This window comes from Catellatospora sp. KI3 (genome assembly GCF_029948125.1).
In the GTDB taxonomy this organism is placed as follows: Bacteria; Actinomycetota; Actinomycetes; order Mycobacteriales; family Micromonosporaceae; genus Catellatospora.
In genome coordinates, this window is the sequence record NZ_JASAMB010000001.1 from 108,541 (window position 1) to 132,503 (window position 23,963).

Consider the following 23,963-nt stretch of genomic DNA (forward strand, 5'->3'; position numbering starts at 1 on the left):
TCTTATCGCTTTGCGATGTAGAAGGGGCCCTTCCCAACGTCGTCCGGTCAGCGGGGGGTGAGGGTGAAGACGCGTAGTTCGCGGTCGCCGGCGCGCTCGCCGTAGGTCCGGTAGGCCGGCCACACCGCCAGCAGCAGGCCGAACAGCCGCTCGCGTTCGGCGCCCCGGGCCAGCACGCCGCGCACGGGCACCTGGCGCCCGTCGAGGGTGATCGTCGCGTCGGGGTTGGCGAGCAGGTTGCCCGACCAGGCCGGGTGGCTGGTCTGGCCCCAGTTCGAGCCGATGACCACGTAGTTCCCGCCGTCGCGCACGTACACCAGCGGCTGGTTGCGGGCCTGGCCGGACTTGCGCCCGGTGGTGGTGAGCACCAGCGTCGGCATGATGCCGAGGGCGATCACCCGCCCCTTGGTGAGCTTGGCGACGGCGCGGTCGAGCGGCACGATCGCCTTGCCCATGCGGGCGAACCAGCGGCGATGTCCGAGGGTACGGGCGAGACGGCTCAGCACGCCGACAGTCTGCACTACGTGAAGAAGTCTCGTAACCCACCCGGCGGGTTAAGAAGGGACCCTTCTACCACGCAAAGCGATAAGAAGGGGCCCTTCCTTACCGGCGGGACCGCCGCTGGCGGGTCAGGTGGTGGAGACGCCGATGGCGGCGCCGATGAGGTACGTGGCGCCCGCGGCGGCGGCGCCGAGCAGGAGCTGGCGCAGGCCGGTGGCCCACCAGCGGCGGCGGGTGAACCGGGCGGTGAGCGCGCCCACGACGAACAGTCCGAGGCCGCCCACGGACAGCGCCAGCCACAGCGAGTCGCTGCCGAGCAGGTAGCTGAGCAGCGGGATCAGCGCCCCGATCGAGAAGCAGACGAACGACGAGATCGCCGCCGTCCACGGGCTCGGCTTGCTGTCGGGGTCGATGCCCAGCTCCTCGCGTACGTGCATGCGCAGCGCCTCGTCGGGCTGCTCGGACAGCTCGTGGGCGAGCTGCCGGGCCAGGTCGGGTGCGATGCCCCGGTCGATCCAGCGCTGGGCCAGCTCGTCGGCCTCGGCGAGCGGGTTGCGGCGCAGTTCGCGCCGCTCCTTGGCGATCTCGGCCTCGATCTGCTCGTTGGCGGTGCGCACGCTGGCGTACTCGCCCAGGCCCATCGAGATGGCGCCCGCGACCAGGCCCGCGACGCCGGTCAGCGCGATGGTGCCCGCGGCCACGCCGGCACCGCCCACTCCGGCGATCAGGCCGATGTTGGTGACCAGCCCGTCCATCGCGCCGAACACGGCGGCACGCAGCCAGCCGCCGGAGACGTCGGCGTGCTCGTGGTCGATCGGCGGGAGCTCCTGTGCCTGCGTGGCCGACGAGGGGTGGTCGGCGCTCATGGCAGGGTCAGGATGTCCGCGCCGTCCTCGGTGACGACCAGCGTGTGCTCGAACTGGGCGGTCCAGCGGCGGTCCTTGGTGACCACGGTCCAGCCGTCGCGCCAGGTCTCGTACGAGATGCCGCCGAGGGTGATCATCGGCTCGATGGTGAACGTCATCCCCGGCTCCATGATCGTGTCGGCGGCGGGGTTGTCGTAGTGCGGGATGAACAGTCCGCTGTGGAAGGACTGGCCGATGCCGTGCCCGCCGAAGTCGCGCACCACGCCGTAGCCGAAACGCTTGGCGTACGACTCGATCACCCGGCCGATGACGTTGATCGGGCGGCCCGGCGCGACCGCCTTGATGCCCCGCATCATCGCCTCGTGCGTCCGCTCGACCAGCAGCCGGGCCTGCTCGTCCACCTCGCCCACGCAGAACGTCGCGTCGGTGTCGCCGTGCACGCCGTCCTTGAACGCGGTCACGTCCACGTTGATGATGTCGCCGTCCTCGATCACCGTCGAGTCGGGGATGCCGTGGCAGATGACCTCGTTGAGGCTGGTGCAGCAGGACTTCGGGAAGCCCTTGTAGCCCAGCGTCGACGGGTAGGCGTCGTGGTCGCACAGGAACTCGTGCACCAGGCGGTCGATCTCGTCGGTGGTCACCCCGGGCTTGCAGTGCTCGCCCGCTAGCTGCGTCGCCTGGGCGGCGATCCGGCCCGCGACCCGCATCTTCTCGATCGACTCGGCGTCCTGGGTGAGTGGGCCGTCCCAGCGCTTGGGCTGCTTGCGGCCGACATACTCGGGACGCGGGATGTGGGCGGGGACGTCCCGCCACGGGGACTGCTTGCCTGGAGTGAGCGTCGCACGGCCGTTCATGCCATGAACTCTAGCGCCGCCACCCGCCCCCGCGCCCCGCGCCGGGGGTGGCGGCCCCGGATCCCCGCCCCAGCCATTGACACTGGCCTATCCAGAGGACGGTTTTCCGGAAATCGTCCTCTGGATAGGCCACCGTCAATGGCGGGCGGGTGGGGTGAGCAGCCCAGACGCAGGTCAGGCTCGGTCAGACGGTGGCGAAGAACTCGGTGCGGGCAGCGGTACGGGCCGAGTGGGTGCTCGCCGAGGCCGACACCAGCGCCAGGAACAGGTCCGGAGCGGCCATGTCCTCCGGGTGCCACTGCACGCCGACCGCGAACGGGTGATCCGGGTGCTCGACCGCCTCGATCAGGTTGTCGCTGACGCACCACGCCGTCGGCACCAGCCGACCCGGGTCCTTCACCGCCTGGTGGTGGAACGAGTTGACCACCGCCTCGGGGCCGAACAGCTCCCGGCAGCGCGAGCCCGTGGCGAAGCGCACCGCGTGGTGCGCGTACACCTTCGTCGGGCCGATCGGCCGGTGCCCGTCGTGGCCGACGGTCTCGGGCACGTGCTGGTGCAGCCGCCCCCCGGCCGCGACCGCCATCAGCTGCATGCCCCGGCAGATGCCGAGCAGCGGCAGCCCGGTCTTGAACGCGACCCGGACCAGCGGCAGCTCGCCGCAGTCGCGCAGTTCGTCGAGGTACACGCTGGGGTGCGGGGCCTCGTCGTAGCGCGCCGGGTCGACGTCGGCGCCGCCGCAGACGACCAGGCCGTCCAGGCCGTCGAGGACCTCGACACCGCCGTCGACCTGCGGCGGGATCAGCACGGGGCGCCCACCGGCGCGGCTCACCTGGTCCACATAGGCCCAGGGCACCACGGCGGCCTTGGTGTCGTGTACGGAAAAACGGGCATGCTCCACGAAAGTGGTGATGCCGATCAACGGTCTGGTCACATCGCTCACAACGGTGTCACGTAGGCGCCGGTAATGCCTCCGTCCACGATGAACTGCGAGGCGGTGACGAACGAGGAGTCGTCACTGGCGAGAAAGGCTACCGCCGCCGCGATCTCCTCGGGCTCGGCGAACCGGCCCATCGGTACATGGACAAGTCGGCGAGCCGCCCGCTCCGGATCCTTCGCGAACAGCTCCATCAGTAGCGGCGTCGCCACCGGTCCGGGGCACAGCGCGTTGACGCGCACCCCCTGCCGGGCGAACTGCACGCCCAGCTCCCGGCTCATCGACAGTACCCCGCCCTTGCTGGCGGTGTAAGCGATCTGACTGGTCGCGGCACCCATCAGGGCGACGAAGCTGGCCGTGTTGATGATCGAGCCCTTGCCCGCCGCGAGCATGTGCGGCAGCGCGTACTTGCAGCACAGGTAGACGCTGGTGGTGTTGACCCGGATCACCCGCTCCCAGGCGTCCAGCCCGGTGTCGAGGATCGAGTCGTCGTCGGGCGGGGAGATGCCCGCGTTGTTGAAGGCGATGTCCAGGCGGCCCCGCCGGGCGGCGACGCCGTCGAACAGCTCGCGCACCTGCGCCTCGTCGCTGACGTCGCACTGCACGAACTCGCCGCCGACCTCCTCGGCGATCTGCTTGCCCGCCTCCTCGGCGAGGTCGACGCAGACGACGTACGCCCCCTCGGCGGCGAACCGCCGCGCCGTGGCCGCGCCGATGCCGCTGGCCGCACCGCTGATGACCGCCACCCGGTCCTGAAGTCGCTGCACTGGTTCCCTCAACTCGTAGCGATGAACACGTTCTTGGTCTCGGTGAACGCCAGCGGGGCGTCCGGGCCCAGCTCGCGGCCCATCCCCGACTGCTTGACCCCGCCGAACGGGGTCCAGTAGCGCACCGAGGAGTGGGAGTTGACGCTGAGCACCCCGGCCTCGACCGCGCGGGCCAGCCGCAGCGCCCGGCTCACGTCCCGGGTCCAGATCGAGCCGGACAGCCCGTACGGCGTGTCGTTGGCCAGCCGGACCGCCTCAGCCTCGTCGTCGAACGGCAGCACCGACAGCACCGGTCCGAAGATCTCCTGCTGCCAGTGCGCCTCGTCGGGGGCGCCCGCCGCCAGCACCGTGGCCGGATGCCACCAGCCGGGGCCGGGCGGCGCCTCGCCGCGCATCAGCACGTTCGCGTCGCCGACCCCGGCGCGGACCCGCTCGCGGTGCTCGCTGGTGATCAGCGGACCCATGCCGGTGGCCGGGTCGCGCGGGTCGCCGCAGCGCCAGGCGGCCACGGCGGGCTCCAGCAGGGCCAGGAACTCGTCGTACACCGGGCGCTGGACGAGCAGGCGGGAGCGGGCGCAGCAGTCCTGTCCGGCGTTGTCGAAGACCGCCCCTGGCAGCGCGGCGGCGGCCGCCTCCAGGTCCGCGTCGGCGAACAGCAGGGTGCTGCTCTTGCCGCCCAGCTCCAGGGTCACCCGGGTCAGGTCGGCGGCGCAGGCGGCCATGATCTGGCGGCCGACCTCCAGCGAGCCGGTGAAGCAGATCTTGCGTACGCCCGGATGGGTCACCAGCGCGTGCCCGGTCACCTCGCCGTGCCCCGGCAGCACCTGCAGCACGCCCTCGGGCAGTCCGGCCTCCAGCGCCAGCTCGGCCAGGCGCAGCGCGGTCAGCGGGGTCGCCTCGGCCGGTTTGAGGATCACGGTGTTGCCCGCCGCGAGCGCGGGCGCGAAGCCCCAGGCCGCGATCGGCATCGGGAAGTTCCACGGCACGATCACGCCGACGACGCCCAGCGGCTCGTGGAACGTCACGTCCCAGCCGCCCGCGACCGGGATCTGCCGCCCGCACAGCCGCTCCGGCGCGCCCGCGTAGTACTCCAGCAGGTCGCGTACGTTGCCCGCCTCCCAGCGGGCGTTGCCCACGGTGTGCCCGGCGTTGTCGATCTCGAGCTGGGCCAGCTCCTCGACGTGGGCGTCGACCACGGCGGCGAAGCGGCGCAGCAGCCGGGCCCGGTCGCCCGGGGACACGTGCCGCCAGCTCTCGAACGCCTTCGCCGCGCGGCGCACGGCCGCGTCCACGCCCGCCGGGTCGACCGGCTCCACCGAGGTGATCGGCTCCTCGGTGACCGGATTGATGATCTTCACAGCCGCTCGAACCCCCGTACCAGTTCCCAGTCCGTCACGGCCGCGTCGAAGGCGGCCAGCTCGACCTTGGCGGCGTGGCCGTAGTGCTCGACCACCTCGTCGCCGAACGCGTCCCGGGCCACCGCCGAGGACTCCCAGCGCAGCAGCGCGTCGCGCAGCGTGGCGGGCATCCGCGGCGCGGCCGGGTCGGCGTAGGCGTTGCCCCGGAACTCCGGCTCCAGCTCCAGCTCGTGGTCGATGCCGTGCAGGGCGCCCGCGACCAGCGCGGCGATCGCCAGGTACGGGTTCACGTCGCCGCCGGGCGAGCGGTGCTCCACCCGCAGCGACTGGTCGTGCCCGACCAGGCGCAGCGCGCAGGTGCGGTTGTCGCGGCCCCAGCGCAGCGCCGTCGGCGCGAACGAACCGGCCTGGTACCGCTTGTACGAGTTGATGTTCGGCGCGTACAGCACGCTCAGCTCGGACGTGGTGGCCAGCAGCCCCGCCAGCACCCGCTCCCCCAGCCCGCTCAGCGCGTGCCCGTCGGCCATCACCGGCCGCCCGTCGGCGTCGCGCAGCGAGAAGTGGATGTGGCAGGAGTTGCCCTCGCGCTGGTTCGGCTTGGCCATGAACGTCAGCGACATGCCCTGCGCGGCGGCGATCTCCTTGGCCCCATGCTTGTAGATCGAGTGCTGGTCGGCGGTCTTCAGCGCCTCGGCGTACCGGAACGCGATCTCGTGCTGGCCCAGGTTGCACTCGCCCTTGGCGCTCTCCGGGGACAGCCCCGCCCCGGCCATCGCCAGCCGGATCCCGCGCAGCAGCGGCTCCACCTTCGTGGTCCCCAGCAGCGAGTAGTCCACGTTGTACCCGTTGGCCGGCGTCAGCCCCTGGTAGCGCTTCGCGGCCGCCTGCTCGTACGTGTCCGCGTAGACGACGAACTCCAGCTCCGTCCCCACGTACGCGGTGAGGCCGCGCTCGGCCAGGCGGTCCAGCTGGCGGCGCAGGATCTGCCGCGGCGACTGCACCACCGGGCTGCCGTCGTGCCAGAGCACGTCCGCGAGCACCAGCGCGGTGCCGGGCAGCCAGGGCAGCGGGCGCAGGGTGCCGAAGTCTGGGGCGAGCACGAAGTCGCCGTACCCCTGCGACCAGCCGGAGACGGCGTAGCCGTCGACCGGGGTCATCTCGACGTCGACGGCGAGCAGGTAGTTGCACGCCTCGCTGCCGTGCGCCACCACCTCGTCCAGGAAGTAGGACGCGTGCAGGCGCTTGCCCTGCAGGCGGCCCTGCATGTCGGTCAGGGCGAGCAGCACCGTGTCGATCTCGCCCGCCTCGACCAGCGCGCGCAGGCGCTCCACCGACCACATGTCCCAAGGTCTACCGGCACGCCCGACCGCCGTCAACCACTTGCATGATTCGTTCTCCGCGCCGTCACCGCCGACTCCCACTCGGTGCAAAATCGTGACCGAGCCCTTCCGTTATCCGGGCCGATCGATTACCACTGACCGAATGGGAGCGAGTGCACCAGCGGTGATCATCGGGGGCGGCGTGATCGGCTGCTCGCTGGCCTACCATCTCGGCCGGGCCGGTTGGCGCGACACGGTGCTGCTGGAGCAGCACGAACTGACCGAGGGCACGACCTGGCACACCGCCGGGTTCGTCACCTCGATGCGCGGCCCGGACGGCCCCGGCTGGCACGCCCGGCTGGCCGGCTACCTGCCCGCGCTGGCCGCGATGCTGCGCGCCGAGACGGGGCTCGACCCCGGCTGGCGCCCGGTCGGCGGGCTGCGCCTCGCGCTGTCCCATACCCACGTCGACGAACTGCGGCGGCTGGCCCGCCGCGCCGACGAGCTGGGCGTGCCGCTGGAGCTGCGCGGCGCCTCGGCCACCATGAACCTCGCCCCGCGCCTGGACCTCACCGACGTGCAGGCCGCCGCGTGGCTGCCGGGTGAGGGCTTCGTGCGCCCCAAGGACTTCGTGGGCGCGCTGGTCGCGGGCGCGCGGACGCACGGCGCCGACATCCGCACGGGGGTACGGGTCACCGGCATCGACGCCACCGGCGGGGCCGTCCGCGCCGTCCACACCAGCGACGGCGTGATCGAGACACCGGTCGTCGTCAACGCGGCCGGGGCCGCCGCCGGGGCCGTCGGCGCACTGGCCGGGGTCGGCGTGCCCGTCGTCCCGGTGCTGCACCAGTACGGCGTCACCGACGTACTGCAGCCCGCGCTCGACCCCGACACCACCCCCACCTGCCGCGTACCCGAGCAGCAGTTCTACCTGCGCGGCGCCAACGGCGCCGTGATCATCGGCGGTAGCCGCCCCGACCCGGTGGCCGCCTGGCCCGCCGGGGACGCCGAGCCGCTGGCCAAAGCCCGCGACCTGGCCGAACCGGACGACGCCGCGTTCGCGCGGCTGTGGCAGCTGGCCCGCGCCCGCATGCCGGAGCTGGCGCAGGCGAAACTCGCCAAGATCATGCACGGCGTGGAGGCGTACACCCCCGACGGCGCCCCGCTCGCGGGCCCGACCACCCTGCCCGGCCTCTGGATCGCCGCAGGCGGCGGCCTGCACGGCATGGCCCTGGCCGGCGGCCTCGGCCGCCACCTCGCCGAATGGATCACCACCGGCTCGTCCACCTGGGACCTGACCGCCCTGCTCCCCGACCGCTTCGGCCCCTCCGCCACCAACCGCGACTGGCTCACCACCCGAGCCCTCGCCACCCTCGCCCGCACCTGACCCCGCCCCGCACCACCAACCCGCGCCGCCGCCCCGCCACGTTGATCATGAACTTATGGACGTGTTCGACGGCGTGTCCCCACCCCGTCACCGTGATCACCCGCGCGGCGCGCGGCGGGCGCGGCGGTCAGTCGGCGGCGGGTTTGGGGGCGGCAGCGGGGCCGGTTGTCTCGACGGTGCTGGCGAGCTGGGACCAGATCATGCCGGTCTGGTGCGCGAGCGCGCCGACCACGGCGGGCACCACCGGCAGCAGCCAGTCGGCCAGCCAGCCGGTATGCGGCAGGTTGAGCACCACGATCGCCGCGACCGCCCCGCCCAGCCCGTGTACGCTCGCCCGCCACGCCGCCCGCCCGGTGTGCGCGACCGCCGCCCGCCGGGCCGCCTTGTCGTTGAGGTCGGGGAACCCGCCCAGGGCCTTGGCGTCGCGCCGGCCGAAGTTGAAACCGGCCACGGCCAGGCACACCGAGCAGCCGACGGTGACGGCGACCAGGCTGTCGCGGGTCAGCAGCATCATGAGGGCGCCCGCGGCGCCACCGCTGCCGATGGCGATGACGGCGCGGATCCACTCCTGCTTCTCTCCGGGGTACCAGTAGTACTTCGTGGTGGTTTCAGAGAGCTGTTTTACGATCCGCCCCATCGGGGAAGTCACCTCGCCGGCCGTCACATGTGGTCAGCACCAATCGTTACCTAAAGTAGTTACGAAAGTGCTCAAAGTCACGATAGCCGGATCGTGGCTGCGGCGTGGCGCGCGTGGAAGTTCCAGCGATGCGACGAACCCGTCGGTGCGGCGTCAGAACAGGACGGTGGCGAAGGCGCCGACCTGGCGGAACCCGAGGCGGTCGTAGACGCGCCGGGCCGGGGTGTTGAAGTCGTTGACGTACAGGCTGACCGACGGGGACACCCGGCGCAGCGCGTCGCGCACCACCGCGGCCATCCCGGCGGTGGCGTAGCCGTGGCCGCGGTACGCGGGCTCGACCCATACCCCCTGGATCTGGGCGGTGTGCCGGGTGACGACGGCGAGTTCGGCCTTGAACACCACCTGGCCGTCGACGATCCGGGCGTACGACCGTCCGGCGCGCACCAGCTCCGCGACCCGCCCCCGGTAGCCGCGCCCGCCGTCCTCGCCCAGCGGCGAAACCCCGACCTCCTCGGTGTACATCGCCACCGAGGCCGGGAAGACCAGGTCCACCTCGTCCGGCCGCACCTGGCGGACCAGCGGGTCGGGCTTGACCGACGACAGCGCGTCCAGCACCAGCAGCGGCTGGCACGCCCGCACCGTACGCTCCGGGCCCCAGCTCGGGCGCAGCTTGTCCCACAGGCTCAGCACCGCTTCGGCCTCGCCGACCAGCGACGCGCAGACCCGGGGCTGACCGCTGATCATCTCGGCGAACGCGTCCACCGCGGCGGCGTTGGCGCCGACCGGGGACACCTGCCCGCCGGACCAGAGCACCGCCTCGGGCTGCCGCCTGCCGCCGTACCCGTACAGCCGCCCGTCGGCGCGCCAGCCCAGGCCGCGCACCGCCACCCGCTCCGCCACCTGCGCCGCCGCGACCGGATGTGCGGCCAGGAGACGTTCCACTGCGGCACGGTCGGCCTCGGCCAACTGCCGCACCGGGAGGGTGAGCATGACCACAGCCTAGTGAGATCTTCGCGTCATGCCAGTGGTATCCCCGAGCCGGTTGCGTCTCGACACGTTGCCGATATATCGTTAACGTATCGACGACAGATCAGCGATAGGAGCATGACATGCTGCGACACCACCACGAGCGCCGGATGCGCCACCACGACCGCCATGGACACGGCCACGAGGACCACCACGGAGACCACGACCCGCGCCGGTTCGCCTTCGGGCCGATGCGCCCGCCGTTCGGCGGCTTCGGCCCCGGGTTCGGACCCGGCGGGCGCGGCGGCGGACACGGCCGGGGCGGCGGCCGGGGCAGGCGGGGCAACGTCCGCGCCGCGGTGCTCGGCCTGCTCAAGGAACGACCCATGCACGGGTACGAAATGATCTCCGAGCTGGAGGCCCGCACCGGCGGCGTATGGCGCCCCAGCCCCGGCTCGATCTACCCCACGCTCCAGCTGCTGGAGGACGAGGGGCTGATCGTCAGCGAGGAGAGCGGCGGCCGCAAGCGGTTCTCGCTCACCGAGGCCGGCCAGGCGGAGGCGGCCCGGACCACCGACAACGGCGGCCGGCCGCCGTGGCAGCAGTTCGACGCGGAGCACATCGCCGAGGCGCAGGAGTTCCGCCAGGCTGGCGTGGCGCTGATGGAGGCGCTGCGGCAGATCGGCATCAGCGGCACCGAGGCGCAGCGCCAGGCGGCCCTGGAGGTCCTGGTCGACGCCCGCCGCCGCCTGTACACCATCCTCGCCGAGTGACCCCGCAGGCGGCAGACCCGCCGCCCGCCCCGCCCGCCCAGAAATCGACGCTGGCCTATCTAGAGCACAACTTTCCGAGTTTCGTCCTCCAGATCGGCCAGTGTCGATGCCAAGTCGGCGCGCGCGAGGTGGCCGAGCCGGAAACGGCCCGAGGCCACCGGATCTCAGGGATCCGGTGGCCTCGGCCGTACGCGTTGAACGGGTCAGTGCACGGTGACCAGCGGGGCGGCCGGTTCGCCGTCGCCCAGCGGGTCGATGCCCAGCGCCTCGGCGATCTTCATCGCCTCCTCGACCAGGGTCTCCACGATCATCGACTCGGGCACGGTCTTGATGACCTGGCCCTTGACGAAGATCTGGCCCTTGCCGTTGCCGGACGCGACGCCGAGGTCGGCCTCGCGCGCCTCGCCCGGGCCGTTGACGACGCAGCCCATGACCGCCACCCGCAGCGGGGCCGGGAAGCCCTCCAGCGCCGCGGTGACCTGCTCGGCCAGCGTGTACACGTCGACCTGGGCGCGGCCGCAGGACGGGCAGGAGACGATCTCCAGGCCGCGCTCCTTGAGGCCGAGCGCCTCCAGGATCGCGGTGCCGACCTTGATCTCCTCGACCGGCGGGGCCGACAGCGACACCCGGATGGTGTCGCCGATGCCGTCGGCCAGCAGCGAGCCGAACGCCACCGACGACTTGATCGTGCCCTGGAACGCCGGGCCCGCCTCGGTCACGCCGAGGTGCAGCGGGTAGTCGCACTTCTGCGCCAGCAGCCGGTACGCCTTGACCATCACGACCGGGTCGTTGTGCTTCACGCTGATCTTGATGTCGCGGAACCCGTGCTCCTCGAACAGCGAGCACTCCCACAGCGCGGACTCGACCAGCGCCTCCGGCGTGGCCTTGCCGTACTTCTCCAGCAGGCGCTTGTCCAGCGAGCCGGCGTTGACGCCGATGCGGATCGGCACCCCGGCGGCCGAGGCGGCCGCCGCGATCTCCTTGACCTTGTCGTCGAACTGCCGGATGTTGCCCGGGTTCACCCGGACCGCCGCGCAGCCCGCGTCGATGGCCGCGAAGACGTACTTCGGCTGGAAGTGGATGTCGGCGATGACCGGGATCGGCGACTTGCGCGCGATCGCGGGCAGCGCCTCGACGTCGTCCTGGGACGGCACCGCGACCCGCACGATCTGGCAGCCGGACGCGGTCAGCTCCGCGATCTGCTGCAGCGTCGCGTTGACATCCGAGGTCAGCGTGGTCGTCATCGACTGCACGCTGATCGGGGCGCCGCCGCCGACCGGAACCGAGCCGACCATGATCTGCCGGCTCTGGCGCCGGGGCGTGATCGGTGCGGGGGGAGCTGCCGGCATGCCAAGGTTGATCGCTGTCACAGTTCTCTCACTTGATCGTGATGGGGTTGACGATGTCCGCGGTCACGGTCAGCAACGTGAACGCGCCGAAGACCAGGATGACGGTATAGGTCAGCGGCATGAGCTTGAAGTAGTCGACCCGGCCCGGGTCGGGCTTGCGCAACCGAGCGTAGACCCATGACCTGATTCTCTCGAACCAGGCGATCGCGATATGTCCCCCGTCAAGGGGAAGCAGCGGCAGCAGGTTGAACACGCCGACGAACAGGTTCAGCGTGATGAACAGCATCCAGAACATGTTCCAGAGGCCGTTCTCGACCGCCTCGCCGCCCAGGCGGCTCGCGCCGACGACGCTGATCGGGGTGTTCGGGTCGCGCTCCTCGCCCGCGATGGCCGAGAACAGGTTCGGGATCCGCTGCGGGAACTGCTTCATCGCCTCGAAGGTGCCCCTGGCCAGCACCCCGGCGTAGTCCGCCGAGGCGCCGAACGCCTCACCGGCCGAGTACTTGACCATGAACGGGATCTGCGGGTTCAGACCCACGCCGATCGCCGACACCTTCTTGGTGCTGCCGTCGGTCAGCTGCCGTTCGACGGCGGCCGGGGTGATCGTCACCTGCTGCTGGACGCCGTCACGCAGCACTGTCAGCGTCGTCGGCTTGCCCGCCTCGAGCGGCCGGATCTTGTCGATCGCCTCGCCCCACGTGCTCACCGCAGCGCCGTTGACCGCCGTGAGGCGGTCTCCGTTGCGCAGGCCTGCCGCGATCGCGGGGCTCTGCGGGTCACCGGCGGCGCAGTCGCGCAGGGGCAGCGTCGGCACGACACACGGCTGCACGTCGAGCACGGCCGGCTGGGCCGTGAACTCCTGGCCGCGCGGCAGCGCCGGGTTGGGCAGGCCGAAGGAGATCGCCACCAGGAACAGCGCGACCGCGGCGAGGATGAAGTGCACCGCGGAACCGGCCGACATCACGATCGTCCGCTTCCACACCGGGTACCGCCACATGGCGCGCTCGTCGTCGGCGTCCTCGTCCTGCGGGGTCATGCCCGTGATCTTCACGAAGCCGCCCAGGGGGATGCCCTTGACGCCGTACTCGGTCTCGCCTCGCTTGAAGGACCACAGCGTCGGCCCGAAGCCGACGAAGTAGCGGGTGACCTTCATGCCGAACGCTTTCGCGGTGCTCATGTGCCCGGCTTCGTGCAGGCTGACCGAGATCAGGATCGCCAGCGCGAACAGGATCAACCCGATGATGTACGCCATCAGGCACCTTTCTCCTTGATCAGTTCATGAGCCCGGGTGCGCGCCCAGTGCTCGGCGCCGAGCACATCATCGACCGTACCCGGTTCGTCGAAGTCCGGCGCACCGGAGAGGATCTCCGCCACGGTGTCCACGATCGCCAGGAACGGCAGCCGCCCCGCTGTGAAAGCCGCCACACACTCCTCGTTGGCCGCGTTGTAGATGGCCGGCCGGCACCGCCCGGCCCGGCCCGCCGCCTTGGCCAGTTCCACCGCCGGGAACGCCTCGGTGTCCAGCGGCCGCAGCTCCCAGTTGTGGGCCAGCGTCCAGTCGACCGGCGCGGCCGCGTACGGCACCCGGTCCGGCCAGCCGAGCCCCAGCGCGATCGGCAGCCGCATGTCCGGGGGGCTCGCCTGCGCCAGCGTCGACCCGTCGGTGAACTCGACGAGCGAGTGCAGCACCGACTGCGGGTGCACCATCACCTCGATGTCGTCGTACGAGATCCCGAACAGCTCGTGCGCCTCGATCACCTCGAGGCCCTTGTTCACCAGCGTCGCCGAGTTGATCGTCACCACCGGGCCCATGTCCCAGGTCGGGTGCTTGAGCGCCTCCTCGACCGTGACCCCGGTCAGCTCCTCGCGCCGCCGCCCCCGGAACGCGCCCCCGGACGCGGTCAGGATCAGCCGCCGCACCTCGGCACGCGAGCCGCCGCGCAGGCACTGCGCCAGCGCCGAGTGCTCGCTGTCCACCGGGATGATCTGCCCCGGCGCGGCCGCCGCCCGCACCAGCGGACCACCCGCGACCAGCGACTCCTTGTTCGCCAGGGCGAGCAGCCGACCCGCCTTCAGCGCGGCCAGCGTCGGCGCCAGACCGAGCGAGCCGACCACGCCGTTGAGCACCAGATCGGCGGGCCACTGGGCGAGTTCGGTCATCGCCTGCGGCCCGGCCAGAATCTTCGGCAGTTTGAAGTCCCCGGACGACCAGCCGCGCCGCTGCGCCTCGGCGTAGAACGCCAGCTGCAGGTCCTGCGCCGCGGTCGCCTTGGCCACGCCGACCGCCTCGACGCCCAGCTCCAGCGCCTGCGCGGCGAGCAGCTCCACGTTGCCGCCGCCGGCGCCCAGGGCGACCACGCGGAACCGGTCCGGGTTGCGGCGCACGATGTCGATCGCCTGCGTGCCGATCGACCCGGTCGAGCCGAGCAGCACAATCTCGCGGGGGTTCATCAGCCCATTCTCGCCGAACCGCGCACCGGCCGCCCTCCCGGGCTACTCGTCGAGCAGCACCGCCGGGTCGACCGGGTGGGGGGCTGCAGTTTCGGGGAAAGTGCGGGAATCTTGGGCCGGGTTCGTGCAGTTTCCCCGAAACTGCAGCCGATCATGGCGGCGCGCGGCGCCCGGGGGCGCGGCGGGGGTCAGGGGTGGGCGACGTAGTGCTCGGCGGGCATGGCGTACCAGCGGGAGGTGCGGCCGAGGCGGGTCATGCCGAGGCGGCGCATCACGGCCAGCGACGGGGCGTTGTCGGGCTTGGCGATCGCGTGCACCTCGGGTAGGGCGAGCTGCGCGAAGGCGTACTCGAGTAGGACCCTTGCCGCCTCGGTGGCGTAGCCGTGTCCCCACGAGTCGGGGTGGAGGTGCCAGGCGATCTCGACCTCTCCGGCGCCGGGGACGCCGTCGTCGGGCTCGGGCAGCGGTTTGAGCGCGACAGACCCGGCGACCAGCCCGGTGTCGCGCACCTGCACCGCCCAGAGGCCGTAGCCGGGCTGTGCCGCGTACCCCTCGATGCGCCGCAGGACCGCGGCCCGCGCCTGCTCGCGGGTGGTCAGCGGCACCGGCATGCCCAGCCAGCGGGTGACCTCGTCGCGCCGGTAGATGTCGAAGGTCCGGTCGACGTCGGCGGCCGTGTCCGCCCACTCCCGGATGACCAGCCGCCCGGTCTCGCGGATGACCCCGCCGCGACCGCTCACGTCCTCGTACCGCATCCGGGCAGTATCGCGGCGCCGCCGCATCCTGCCAATGCGCACCCGCCTCCTGCCGACAGCCAGGTGCCCCACGGGGTCGTCCCGCCAGCGCAGTTGTTCGAGGTGCCGCTGAGGATTTGCGTTCCACGGTGATACGTCCATGGGAGTCGATGGACTAAGGGCTGCGAGCACGCTAGAAGCCCCAGCCATCGACCAACCCGTGGTCCGATGAACGCGACGGTTCCGGTCGTCGACCGGTTGCCTATGCGACCTGCTGACGGTATGCCAGCTCGTACCGGTGGCCGCCCTTGATCAGGACGCTCGCCTCGATCGGCCGACGGCCCGCCGCGTAGACGGTCCGGGCCGTACGCAGCACCGGTACGTCGTCAGGCAGATCCAGCAGGACCATCTCCTCCGGTGTCGCCAGCCGCGCCGAGACCTGGTCGGTCCACTCCACCGGCGCGAACCCCAGCTCCGCGAGCAGACGCGGGATGCCGCCCTTGATGAGCTTCCGTTCCCGCAGCGCGGTGCCGTGCGCGAGATCCAGCGGGAAGTACAGCGACGCGAACTCCACCGGCACGTCGTCGAGGTCCAGCACCTGCTTGCGCAGCAGCACCGGCTCACCGGCGGACAACCCGAGCGCCGCCCCCACCGCCGTCGGTGGCGCCACCTCCGCCACCTCCAGCAGCCGCGACCGGCCGCGCCCCGACCGGCGTGCCGCCTCGCTCGGCCAGCGTGCGGCCTGGCCCGGCTCGGCGGGCGGCATGTACGCGGCTGGTTCGACGACCAGCGGCGACAAGTCCCGCACGTACACGCCGAGCCCTGTCCGGCCCACGATGAAGCCCTCGCCCTTGAGTACGGCCAGCGCTCGCTGGACCGTCTGGCCGGTCACCCCGAACCGCTCGATGAGCTGCTGCGTCGACTCCAACCGCGCGCCGGGCGCGAGGTCGCCCGACATGATCAGTGCGCGCAGCACCGCCGCGATCTGCTGATGCCGGGGACGGCCGTCGGCGTCACGCACTCTCGGCTCCCATCGCCATCCGATAGCGGAACACGCGGCCCTCCGGCCGCATGACCATGACTGCCACCTCGTACGGCCGCCCGCCCGCATCCCGGGTCGCCCGCACCAACTCCACCACCGCCGAACCAGCGCCGACGCCGAGCAGGTGTGCCTCGGCAGCCCCCGCGGGACGGACGGTGAGCTCCTCGACGAGCTCGGCCGGCGCACAACCCAGGCTGGCGAGCAGCGTCGGGGCACCACCACGGATCTTCAACGGCTCCGCGAGCGCCGTTCCGACGGCGAGTTCGCACGGGTAATACGAATCCGCGATCTCCACCGGCGCACCGTCCAGCAGGATGAGCCGCCGACGCAACACCGATCTCGCCCCGAGCAGCGGCTCCACCGCCGGTGGGCTGTCGACCTCGCCGACCCGCAACAACTGCTGCGATCCCGTCCTGCCGAGCTGCCGCGCCTCGGCCGTCCAGGCGTCGGGTGCCCCATCCGGCTGCGGGTGTACGTACGAGATCGAGTCGGCGGTCCACCCGCCCTCAGGTCGCATGCGCGCACTCTACCGCGCGGACCACCTTGATGACTTAAGTAGTAAGGCATTAAGGTCGGCAACGACTCTCATCACTGTTCGAAGTGGAGCATCACCATGACCGAACGAGTGCTTGCCGACGTGTCCGCACTGCCGTACGGCGAACTCGCCGTCGCGCTCTGCCACTCCCCCATGCCCGACAGCGGACTACGGGTGCACGACATCTCGGCGCAGCAGATCGCCCAGTGGGCGATGCAGGGCGTCGCCCGACTCGGCGGGGTGAAGCCGGTCGAGACCCTCGCCCAACGCTCACGGGAACTGGGCATTCGGCGTGCCCGCCGCCTGGCCGACGCCGATGAGCTGCGCGAGTATGCCGCCATGTGGCCGTCCAGCCGCCGCACGAACATGGCGTGCGGCCTGGCGTACCACCTGGTCCGCCTCCGCCTGGGGTGATGGGCGACCCAGCCGCTGGTGCAGTTTCGGGGAAAGTGCAGGAATCTTGGGGCGGATTCCTGCACTTTCCCCGAAACTGCACGCACGCCCCGCGCCCCGCGGCGCGGCGGTCAGGCCTCCTTGAGGCCGTAGCGGCGGTAGACGAGGTTCAGGCGGCCCGGGGCCCACCAGTTCCAGCGGCCCAGCAGGCGCATCGTCGCGGGCACCAGCACCGCCCGTACCAGGGCCGCGTCGATGGCTACGGCCACCACCATGCCCACCCCGAGCACCTTGATCGTGGTCGTACCCCCGGTGGCGAACCCGCCGAGCACCACCATCAGCAGCAGTGCCGCGGCCGTGATGATCCCGCCGGTACGCTGCAGCCCCGACGCCACCGCCTGCGTGTTGTCCCCGGTGGCGTCCCACTCCTCGCGCACCCGCGACAGCAGGAACACCTCGTAGTCGGTGGCCAGCCCGAACAGCACCGCGAGCATCAGCACCATGTTGCCGGGCTCCAGGAACCCGGTGACGGTGAAGCCGAGCCACTCGGACAGGTGACCGTCCTGGAAGATCCACACGACCACGCCGAACGACGCCCCGATCGAGATCGCGTTCATCACGATCGCCTTCAGCGGCAGCACCACCGATCCGAAGGCCAGGAACAGCAGCAGGAACGTGCTGAGCGCGACCATGCCGAGCATCCACGGCAGCCGCTGCCCGATGGTGTCGAGCTGGTCGAGGTCGGCCGCGGGCCGCCCGCCGACCATGACCGTGGCGCCGGCCGGGGCGGGCAGGTCGCGGATGGCCCGGACCACGTCGCGGGCGTGCGGCGAGGCGGCCTCACCGGGGTAGGCGACCGAGATCAGGGTGCTGTCGCCGCGCTGGGCGGTGATCCGGGCGTCGGTGACGTCGGGCAGCGTCTTGATCACTGCCGCGAGGCCGTCGGCGCCGGGGCCGGTGACCAGCACGCTGATCGGGGCGGCGCTGCCACCGGGGAACTCGTCGGCGAGCCGGGCGGTGACGGTGCGCGACTCGGTGCCCTCGGGCAGCACCCGCTCGTCGAACCCGCCGAACTGGGCGCGCAGGAACGGGGTGGCGGTGAGCAGCAGGATCGCGGCGACGCCGAGCGCGTACAGCACCGGGCGGCCCATGACGCTGCGGGCGATCCGGGCCCAGCCGCCCTCGGCCCGCGGCCGGGCGCGGAACAGTCGCGGCAGCGGTACGCGCAGGGCGTTGATCTTCGGGCCGAGCACCGCGAGCAGGGCGGGCAGCGCGGTGAGGGCGGCGAGCATCGCCACCAGCACGGCCGCCATGCCGCCCCAGGCCATGGACTTGAGGAAGGCCATCGGGAAGATCAGCAGGCTGGCCAGCGCGAGCGCGACGGTGAGTCCGGAGACCGCGACGGTACGCCCGGCGGTGGTCAGCGTCGCGGCCACGGCCTCGGCGGGGGTACGCCCCGCCGCCAGCTCCTCCCGGAAGCGGTTCACCACGAACAGGGCGTAGTCGATCGCCATGCCCAGCCCCAGCATCGTGATGATGTTGACGGCGAACACGGACACCTCGGTGACCTGCGCGATCAGCCGTACCGCGGTGAAGGCGCCGAGCACCGCGAGGATGCCGACGAACAGCGGCGTCGCGGCGGCGACCAGGCCCCGGAAGATGAAGACGAGCAGCACCAGCAGGATCGGCATGCTGATCAGCTCGGCCATCGTGATGTCCTCGCTGATCTGGTCGTTGGCGTCGTCGAGGAACGGGATCAGCCCGCCGACCTCGGTCTTGAGCCCGCCCCCGGCCCGCAGCGCCGTCTCGATCGCCGCCAGGTCGGCGAGCTTGTGGTTCTCGTCGCCGTCGCGCAGCTGGATCGCGACGTACGTGGCGTGCCGGTCGGCGGAGAAGAACACCGGCGGGGCGCCCTGGGCGTAGCCGGTGGCGACGCTGGTGACCTCGGTCCGGCCGGACAGGCCGGTGGCGACGGCGCCGACAGCCTGCTGGAACGCGGGGTCGTCGACGGCGAGGCGGTCGGAGCTGTACAGCGCGAGAACGTCGATGTTCTGCCGCCCGAGCGAGGCTGTGATCTGCGCCTGGGCCTTGCTGGACGGGCTGCCCGGGTCGTCGAAGCCGCCGCTGGTCAGGTCGTTGAACACGGCCCCGCCCCAGGTCCCGCCGATGACCACCACGGCCGCCGCCGCGATCAGCACCCACCAGCGCAGCCGTACGACGGCGCGCCCCCACCACGCGAACATCGGTTCCTCCATTAGTTCGCTATGCTGTTTACGCCACTCAGCTGAGTGAACGGTGTTTACTTTCGCGGACGATGTTCACGGCAGTCAAGGGAGCTTCATGTCGGACACCTCACACCGCCGCGAGCGCCTACGCGAACGCACCGTCACCGAGATCAAGGAGCTGGCGCGGGCCCAGCTGGTCGCGGCCGGTCCGGCGAGCATCTCGCTGCGGGCCATCGCCCGCGACATGGGCATGACCGCAGCCGCGCTCTACCGCTACTTCCCCGCCCTGGACGCCCTGGTCATCGACCTGTGCACCGACCTCTACGGCGAGCTGCGCCAGGCCTGCGAGGCCGCCCGCGACGCGCTCGGCCCCGGCGCCGACGCGGTCCCGCGCCTGGTCGCCATGGCCCGCGAGCTGCGCCGGTGGGCGCTGGACCACCGCGCCGAGGCGACCCTGATCTTCGGGCCGCCGCTGCCCGGCGTCGAGCAGTTCCACGAGCTGTGCGTCGACCTGGAGCACGCGGGCGCCCGGTTCGGCGTGATCTTCATCGAGCCGATGACGGAGCTGTGGCGCGACGGCCGCCTGCCGGCCCTGGGCCACGTCGACCTCGCCCACCTGGACCGGGCCCTGCCCAACCTGCCCGACCTCCCGGTCGAGGTGGCCGCGGTCTTCCTGACCTCCTGGACCCGCCTGTACGGCGTGCTCGCGGCCGAGCTGTTCGATCAGCTCAGCTGGACCGGAGTGGACACCGAGCCGCTATTCGAAGCGGAGATCGCGTTCTTCTCGGCGCAGGTCAAACCCCCGTCCGTGGCCCGTTAACTGATTGACGGCTCAGGAAGGTAGGCTCGCCCGCTATGACGAGCAACACACTCGCCCCGAACCTGCCCGACCGCGCCCGCGTGGTGGTCGTGGGCGGCGGGGTCATCGGCACCTCGGTCGCGTACCACCTGGCGCACATGGGCTGCAAGGACGTCGTGCTGCTCGAACGCGACCGGCTGACCTCCGGCACCACCTGGCACGCGGCCGGGCTCATGGTCACCTTCGGCTCGCTGTCGGAGACGTCGACCGAGATGCGCAAGTACACCCGCGACCTGTACAGCCGGCTGGAGGCCGAGACCGGCCTGGCCACCGGCCTCAAGCAGTGCGGTTTCGTGCAGGTCGCCACCGACCGCGACCGGCTGGAGGAGTACCGGCGCGTGTCCGCGTTCAACCGGCACTGCGGCGTGGACGTGCGGGAGATCTCGCCCGGCGAGGTGAAGGGCCTGTTCCCGCTCGCGAAGACCGACGACGTGCTGGCCGGGTTCTACGTGGCCGAGGACGGGCGGGCCAACCCGGTCGACGTCACCATGTCGCTGGCCAAGGGCGCCCGCCAGCAGGGCGTACGGATCATCGAGGGGGTCAGCGCCACCGGGTTCACCACCAAGGGGGGCGCCGTCACCGGCGTGCGCACGCCGTACGGGGACATCGAGGCCGAGTTCGTGGTCAACTGCGCGGGCATGTGGGCCCGGCAGCTCGGCGAGAAGGCCGGGGTCAGCATCCCGCTCCAGGCCGCCGAGCACTACTACCTGATCACCGAACCGATCGACGGCATGCACGGCGACCTGCCGGTGCTGGAGGACCCCTCGTCGTACGGCTACTTCCGCGAGGAGGGCGCCGGGCTGATGATCGGCCTGTTCGAGACGCTGTGCGCGCCCTGGAAGGTCGAGGGCGTGCCCGACTCGTTCTCCTTCGGCGAGCTGCCCCCGGACTGGGACCGGATGGCGCCGTACCTGGAGAAGGCGATGGCCCGCATCCCGATCTCGGCGGAGGTCGGCGTACGCAAGTTCTTCTGCGGCCCGGAGAGCTTCACCCCGGACCTCGCCCCCGTGTTCGGCGAGGCGCCCGAGCTGAAGAACTACTTCGTCGCCGCCGGGCTGAACTCGATCGGCATCCTCACCGGCGGCGGCATCGGCCGCGCGCTGGCGCACTGGATCCTCAACGGCCGCCCCGACATCGACGTGACCGGCATGAACATCGACCGGCTGCACGCGTACCAGAGCAATCCGGAGTACCGGGCCACCCGCACCGTCGAGTCGCTGGGCCTGGTCTACGAGCCGCACTACCCCGGCCGGGCCATGCAGACCGCGCGCGGGGCGAAGCTGTCGCCGATCCACGCCCGGCTGGCCGGCCAGCGCGCCTACTTCAAGGACGTCAGCGGCTGGGAGAGCCCCGACTGGTACGCCACCGCCGGCATGCAGCCGAGGATCGAGAAGCTGTCCTGGGGGCGGCAGAACTGGTTCGCGACCTGGGCCGAGGAGCACCGCGCCGCCCGCGAGAACGTGATCCTGATGGACATGTCGTTCATGGCGAAGTTCCTGGTGCAGGGGCGCGACGCCGGGGCGGCGCTGGAGCGGCTGTCGGCCAACCGGGTGGACGGGGAGCCCGGCACGATCACGTACACCCAGTGGCTGAACTCCGGCGGGCTGCTGGAGGCGGACCTCACCGTCACCAAGCTCGACGACGAGAAGTTCTGGGTGGTCGCCTCCGACACCGCGCACCGGCACGTCGAGACGCGGATGCGCCGGCACTTCGCCGAGACCGGGGCGCACGCGTTCGCGACCGACGTGACCGGGGCGTACGCCCAAATCAACATCCAGGGGCCCCGCTCGCGCGAGCTGCTCGCGGCCGTGACCACGGCGGACATGGGCAACGAGGCGTTCCCGTTCCGGCACGCCCGCGAGATCGACCTCGGCTTCGCCCGCGCCCTGTGCATCCGCATCACCTACCTGGGCGAGCTCGGCTACGAGCTCTACATCCCGGCCGAGCAGGCCGTGTACGTGTATGACCGGCTGACCGCCGCCGGTGCCCCGCTCGGGCTGCGGCACGCCGGGCTCAAGGCGCTGTCCAGCCTGCGGATGGAGAAGGGGTACCGCGACTACGGCCACGACATCGACAACACCGACTCGGTGCTGGAGGCGGGGCTGGGGTTCGCGGTCGCGCTGGACAAGCCGGGCGGGTTCATCGGGCGCGAGGCGGTGCTGGCGAGGAAGGCCGCGGGGCCGCTGACCCGGCGCCTGCTCCAGATCCTGGTCACCGACCCGGAGCCGCTGCTGTACCACGCCGAGGTGGTGCGTCGTGACGGCGTGGAGGTGGGTTACATCCGCGCGGCGTCGTACGGGCACACGCTCGGCGGGGCGGTCGGACTCGCGATGATCGAGGCGGGGCAGCCGCTGGACCAGGCGTGGATCGACTCGGGGACGTGGACGGTCGAGGTGGCCGACCGCCTGTGGCCCGCGACCGCCAGCCTCCGCCCCCTGTACGACCCGAAGAACGACCGCATCAAGCTCTGACCCGCCCCGGGGCAGCCCGCCGACCCTCGCCCCAGCATTGACGTTGGCCTATCCAGAGGACACTTTTCGGAGATTCGTGCTCTAGATAGGCCAGCGTCAATGGCAACACGGGCGTGACGAGCACCGCCGCAGGATGGTCAGAAGTTGGCGGTGTAGAGGAGGCGGTTCGGGGAGCCGCTGCCCGGGGAGCCGACCACACCCGTGGTCGCGTTGGCGATCAGCGCCTGCTGCACCTGGGCCGGCGTGGCGGTCGGGTTGCTCTGCAGGTACAGGGCTGCGGCGCCGGTGACGTGCGGGGTGGCCATCGACGTACCGCTGATCGTGTTGGTGGCCGTGTCGCCGCCGAACCACGACGACGTGATGTCCACGCCCGGCGCGAAGATGTCGACGCAGGTGCCCCGGTTGGCCCAGCTCGGCTTGGCGTCGTTGCCCTGCGTCGCCGACACCGTGATCGCCTCGGGCACCCGGGCGGGCGAGTAGTTGCACGCGTTGGCCGCGAAGATGCCCAGGATGCCGTTGCCCGCCGCGATGGCGTACGTGACCCCGTCGGCGATCGACGCCTTGACCGCGTTGTCCAGCACCGTGTCGGCGCTGCCGCCGAGGCTCATGTTCGCGACCGCGGGCTCGCCCGGGTCGTGGTCGGCGGTGACCCAGTCGATCCCGGCGACGACCTGCTCGGTGGTGCCGCTGCCCTCGGCGTCGAGCACCCGTACCCCGACCAGGGTCACCTCCTTGGCCACGACGTAGGTGGCGCCGCCGACGGTGCCCGCGACGTGGGTGCCGTGCCCGTTGGCGTCGTCGGCGCTGCCGCCGTCGACGGCGTCGAAGCCGGAGACGGCCCGGCCGCCGAACTCGCCGTGTGAGAACCGGATGCCGGTGTCGATGATGTACGCCCGTACCGACGAGGCCGTGGTGTTGTAGGCGTAGGAGTTGCTCAGCGGCAGGTTCCGCTGGTCGATGCGGTCGATGCCCCAGGTGGCGGGCGACTGGGTGGCCGAGATCCGGTGGATGAGGTTCGGCTGGACGTACGCCACGCTCGGCTCCGCGGCGATGCGCCGGGCGGCCCGCTCGCTGCCCTGGATCGAGAAGCCCCGCAGCCCGGCCGCGAAGCTGCGGCGCACCGCGGCGCCGTGGCGCTCGGCCAGCGCGGCGGCGTCCGCCTTACTGCCGTCCTTGAAGACGACGATGTAGCTGCCGGGTACGGCCTCGCCGCCGACGGCGAGCAGCGGCGCCTCCGGTGGCGCGGCGGCGGCCGCGGCGGGCACGGCCGTGACGCCGGTGACGGCGAGCGCGGCGGCCAGCACGAGCATCCTGGTACGACTCATCGGTTCCTCCCCTGCCGGACCGGTCGGCCGGGTGGCTGACGACCACCGCCCCGACCGGCTACTGGTGTGAGGAGGAACGTATACAACGCCCATAAATATAGGAAGACATGAGTGTTTCGATGCACCCGGATTCACCCGAAAAGGTAGAGCCGCCCCGCCTCGGCCCTCAGTGAATCCTCAAACCAGCCTTGACCTGCGCCGCCGCGCCGACGCCCAG

At 71.6% G+C, this 23,963-nt stretch carries 22 protein-coding genes; 5 read left to right on the top strand and 17 right to left on the bottom strand.

Translation table 11 applies throughout. The features are described from left to right. Positions 1-47: 47 nt before the first annotated feature. From QEZ54_RS00480 to QEZ54_RS00510, 7 genes are all read right to left on the bottom strand, one after another. Entirely contained in the window at positions 48-521 is a 474-nt protein-coding gene (locus QEZ54_RS00480) for a nitroreductase/quinone reductase family protein (protein WP_281302420.1), read from the bottom strand. Between the two features lie 108 nt (positions 522-629). Then, positions 630-1,367, bottom strand: coding sequence for a VIT1/CCC1 transporter family protein (locus tag QEZ54_RS00485; protein WP_281302421.1), 738 nt, complete (start codon positions 1,365-1,367; stop codon positions 630-632). After that, entirely contained in the window at positions 1,364-2,221 is an 858-nt protein-coding gene (map, locus tag QEZ54_RS00490; RefSeq protein WP_281302422.1) for a type I methionyl aminopeptidase, read from the bottom strand. The genes QEZ54_RS00485 and map overlap by 4 nt, the downstream gene beginning before the upstream one ends. A gap of 184 nt (positions 2,222-2,405) precedes the next feature. Then, the gene (locus QEZ54_RS00495) at positions 2,406-3,152 is read right to left on the bottom strand and encodes a gamma-glutamyl-gamma-aminobutyrate hydrolase family protein (RefSeq protein WP_281302423.1); all 747 of its coding nucleotides are present in this window, start codon (positions 3,150-3,152) and stop codon (positions 2,406-2,408) included. A 5-nt stretch (positions 3,153-3,157) separates the two neighbouring features. Beyond that, positions 3,158-3,922, bottom strand: coding sequence for a 3-oxoacyl-ACP reductase (locus QEZ54_RS00500; protein WP_281302424.1), 765 nt, complete (start codon positions 3,920-3,922; stop codon positions 3,158-3,160). A gap of 8 nt (positions 3,923-3,930) precedes the next feature. Continuing rightward, positions 3,931-5,271 carry an aldehyde dehydrogenase family protein gene (locus tag QEZ54_RS00505; protein ID WP_281303003.1) on the bottom strand — a complete coding sequence of 447 codons (1,341 nt, stop codon included), beginning with the start codon at positions 5,269-5,271 and terminating at the stop codon, positions 3,931-3,933. A 5-nt stretch (positions 5,272-5,276) separates the two neighbouring features. Continuing rightward, complete coding sequence (locus tag QEZ54_RS00510; RefSeq protein ID WP_281302425.1) at positions 5,277-6,620, bottom strand: glutamine synthetase family protein; 1,344 nt, start codon at positions 6,618-6,620, stop codon at positions 5,277-5,279. A gap of 142 nt (positions 6,621-6,762) precedes the next feature. Here QEZ54_RS00510 and QEZ54_RS00515 point away from each other — a divergent pair, with 142 nt between their 5' ends. Further along, a complete protein-coding gene (locus QEZ54_RS00515; protein WP_281302426.1) occupies positions 6,763-7,986 on the top strand; it encodes an FAD-dependent oxidoreductase in 1,224 nt (407 codons plus the stop codon). A 127-nt stretch (positions 7,987-8,113) separates the two neighbouring features. On the opposite strand, the gene QEZ54_RS00520 is transcribed toward QEZ54_RS00515, so the two are convergent. Both QEZ54_RS00520 and QEZ54_RS00525 read right to left on the bottom strand, forming a co-directional pair. Next, positions 8,114-8,623: a hypothetical protein gene (locus tag QEZ54_RS00520; protein ID WP_281302427.1), complete on the bottom strand. Its 510-nt coding sequence runs from the start codon at positions 8,621-8,623 to the stop codon at positions 8,114-8,116. A 153-nt stretch (positions 8,624-8,776) separates the two neighbouring features. Continuing rightward, a complete protein-coding gene (locus QEZ54_RS00525; protein WP_281302428.1) occupies positions 8,777-9,613 on the bottom strand; it encodes a DUF4081 domain-containing GNAT family N-acetyltransferase in 837 nt (278 codons plus the stop codon). 227 nt (positions 9,614-9,840) lie between these two features. Between QEZ54_RS00525 and QEZ54_RS00530 the strand changes: the two genes are divergently transcribed. After that, positions 9,841-10,362: a helix-turn-helix transcriptional regulator gene (locus QEZ54_RS00530; protein WP_281303004.1), complete on the top strand. Its 522-nt coding sequence runs from the start codon at positions 9,841-9,843 to the stop codon at positions 10,360-10,362. Positions 10,363-10,565: 203 nt separating this feature from the next. Here the strand turns inward: QEZ54_RS00530 and ispG are convergent, their stop codons facing one another. The 6 genes from ispG to QEZ54_RS00560 all read right to left on the bottom strand — a co-directional run bounded on the left by ispG (position 10,566) and on the right by QEZ54_RS00560 (position 16,455). Beyond that, positions 10,566-11,732, bottom strand: a complete 1,167-nt coding sequence (gene ispG / locus QEZ54_RS00535) for a flavodoxin-dependent (E)-4-hydroxy-3-methylbut-2-enyl-diphosphate synthase (RefSeq protein WP_281302429.1) — start codon at positions 11,730-11,732, stop codon at positions 10,566-10,568. A gap of 7 nt (positions 11,733-11,739) precedes the next feature. Further along, the gene (locus QEZ54_RS00540) at positions 11,740-12,963 is read right to left on the bottom strand and encodes a site-2 protease family protein (protein WP_281302430.1); all 1,224 of its coding nucleotides are present in this window, start codon (positions 12,961-12,963) and stop codon (positions 11,740-11,742) included. Further along, positions 12,963-14,144, bottom strand: coding sequence for a 1-deoxy-D-xylulose-5-phosphate reductoisomerase (dxr, locus tag QEZ54_RS00545; protein ID WP_281303005.1), 1,182 nt, complete (start codon positions 14,142-14,144; stop codon positions 12,963-12,965). Before dxr ends, QEZ54_RS00540 begins: the two co-directional genes overlap by 1 nt. Before the next feature lie 206 nt (positions 14,145-14,350). After that, the gene (locus QEZ54_RS00550) at positions 14,351-14,917 is read right to left on the bottom strand and encodes a GNAT family N-acetyltransferase (protein WP_281302431.1); all 567 of its coding nucleotides are present in this window, start codon (positions 14,915-14,917) and stop codon (positions 14,351-14,353) included. A gap of 241 nt (positions 14,918-15,158) precedes the next feature. Next, positions 15,159-15,917 (bottom strand): GntR family transcriptional regulator, encoded by a 759-nt coding sequence (locus tag QEZ54_RS00555; RefSeq protein WP_281302432.1) that lies wholly within the window; start codon positions 15,915-15,917, stop codon positions 15,159-15,161. Continuing rightward, positions 15,910-16,455 (bottom strand): UTRA domain-containing protein, encoded by a 546-nt coding sequence (locus QEZ54_RS00560; RefSeq protein ID WP_281302433.1) that lies wholly within the window; start codon positions 16,453-16,455, stop codon positions 15,910-15,912. The genes QEZ54_RS00555 and QEZ54_RS00560 overlap by 8 nt, the downstream gene beginning before the upstream one ends. A 96-nt stretch (positions 16,456-16,551) precedes the next feature. Between QEZ54_RS00560 and QEZ54_RS00565 the strand changes: the two genes are divergently transcribed. Next, entirely contained in the window at positions 16,552-16,887 is a 336-nt protein-coding gene (locus tag QEZ54_RS00565; RefSeq protein ID WP_281302434.1) for a hypothetical protein, read from the top strand. A gap of 110 nt (positions 16,888-16,997) precedes the next feature. Here QEZ54_RS00565 and QEZ54_RS00570 read toward each other — a convergent pair whose 3' ends face one another. Next, complete coding sequence (locus QEZ54_RS00570; RefSeq protein ID WP_281302435.1) at positions 16,998-19,109, bottom strand: MMPL family transporter; 2,112 nt, start codon at positions 19,107-19,109, stop codon at positions 16,998-17,000. Between the two features lie 97 nt (positions 19,110-19,206). On the opposite strand from QEZ54_RS00570, the gene QEZ54_RS00575 reads away from it, so the two are divergent. Together QEZ54_RS00575 and QEZ54_RS00580 are read left to right on the top strand one after the other, a co-directional pair. Beyond that, positions 19,207-19,911, top strand: a complete 705-nt coding sequence (locus QEZ54_RS00575; protein ID WP_281302436.1) for a TetR/AcrR family transcriptional regulator — start codon at positions 19,207-19,209, stop codon at positions 19,909-19,911. A gap of 35 nt (positions 19,912-19,946) precedes the next feature. Then, complete coding sequence (locus QEZ54_RS00580) at positions 19,947-22,421, top strand: FAD-dependent oxidoreductase (RefSeq protein ID WP_281302437.1); 2,475 nt, start codon at positions 19,947-19,949, stop codon at positions 22,419-22,421. 137 nt (positions 22,422-22,558) lie between these two features. Here QEZ54_RS00580 and QEZ54_RS00585 read toward each other — a convergent pair whose 3' ends face one another. Then, positions 22,559-23,746, bottom strand: coding sequence for a S8 family peptidase (locus QEZ54_RS00585; RefSeq protein WP_281302438.1), 1,188 nt, complete (start codon positions 23,744-23,746; stop codon positions 22,559-22,561). Between the last annotated feature and the right edge of the window lie 217 nt (positions 23,747-23,963).

Bases quoted from the DNA above. Each gene is read 5' to 3' on its own strand.
- QEZ54_RS00550 (WP_281302431.1), bottom strand. From the start codon at position 14,917: ATGCGGTACGAGGACGTGAGCGGTCGCGGCGGGGTCATCCGCGAGACC.
- QEZ54_RS00515 (WP_281302426.1), top strand. From the start codon at position 6,763: ATGGGAGCGAGTGCACCAGCGGTGATCATCGGGGGCGGCGTGATCGGC.
- QEZ54_RS00570 (WP_281302435.1), bottom strand. From the start codon at position 19,109: ATGTTCGCGTGGTGGGGGCGCGCCGTCGTACGGCTGCGCTGGTGGGTG.
- QEZ54_RS00565 (WP_281302434.1), top strand. From the start codon at position 16,552: ATGACCGAACGAGTGCTTGCCGACGTGTCCGCACTGCCGTACGGCGAA.
- QEZ54_RS00485 (WP_281302421.1), bottom strand. From the start codon at position 1,367: ATGAGCGCCGACCACCCCTCGTCGGCCACGCAGGCACAGGAGCTCCCG.
- QEZ54_RS00520 (WP_281302427.1), bottom strand. From the start codon at position 8,623: ATGGGGCGGATCGTAAAACAGCTCTCTGAAACCACCACGAAGTACTAC.
- QEZ54_RS00530 (WP_281303004.1), top strand. From the start codon at position 9,841: ATGCGCCCGCCGTTCGGCGGCTTCGGCCCCGGGTTCGGACCCGGCGGG.
- QEZ54_RS00540 (WP_281302430.1), bottom strand. From the start codon at position 12,963: ATGGCGTACATCATCGGGTTGATCCTGTTCGCGCTGGCGATCCTGATC.
- QEZ54_RS00575 (WP_281302436.1), top strand. From the start codon at position 19,207: ATGTCGGACACCTCACACCGCCGCGAGCGCCTACGCGAACGCACCGTC.
- map (WP_281302422.1), bottom strand. From the start codon at position 2,221: ATGAACGGCCGTGCGACGCTCACTCCAGGCAAGCAGTCCCCGTGGCGG.
- QEZ54_RS00580 (WP_281302437.1), top strand. From the start codon at position 19,947: ATGACGAGCAACACACTCGCCCCGAACCTGCCCGACCGCGCCCGCGTG.
- QEZ54_RS00560 (WP_281302433.1), bottom strand. From the start codon at position 16,455: ATGCGACCTGAGGGCGGGTGGACCGCCGACTCGATCTCGTACGTACAC.
- QEZ54_RS00510 (WP_281302425.1), bottom strand. From the start codon at position 6,620: ATGTGGTCGGTGGAGCGCCTGCGCGCGCTGGTCGAGGCGGGCGAGATC.
- QEZ54_RS00525 (WP_281302428.1), bottom strand. From the start codon at position 9,613: ATGCTCACCCTCCCGGTGCGGCAGTTGGCCGAGGCCGACCGTGCCGCA.
- QEZ54_RS00585 (WP_281302438.1), bottom strand. From the start codon at position 23,746: ATGAGTCGTACCAGGATGCTCGTGCTGGCCGCCGCGCTCGCCGTCACC.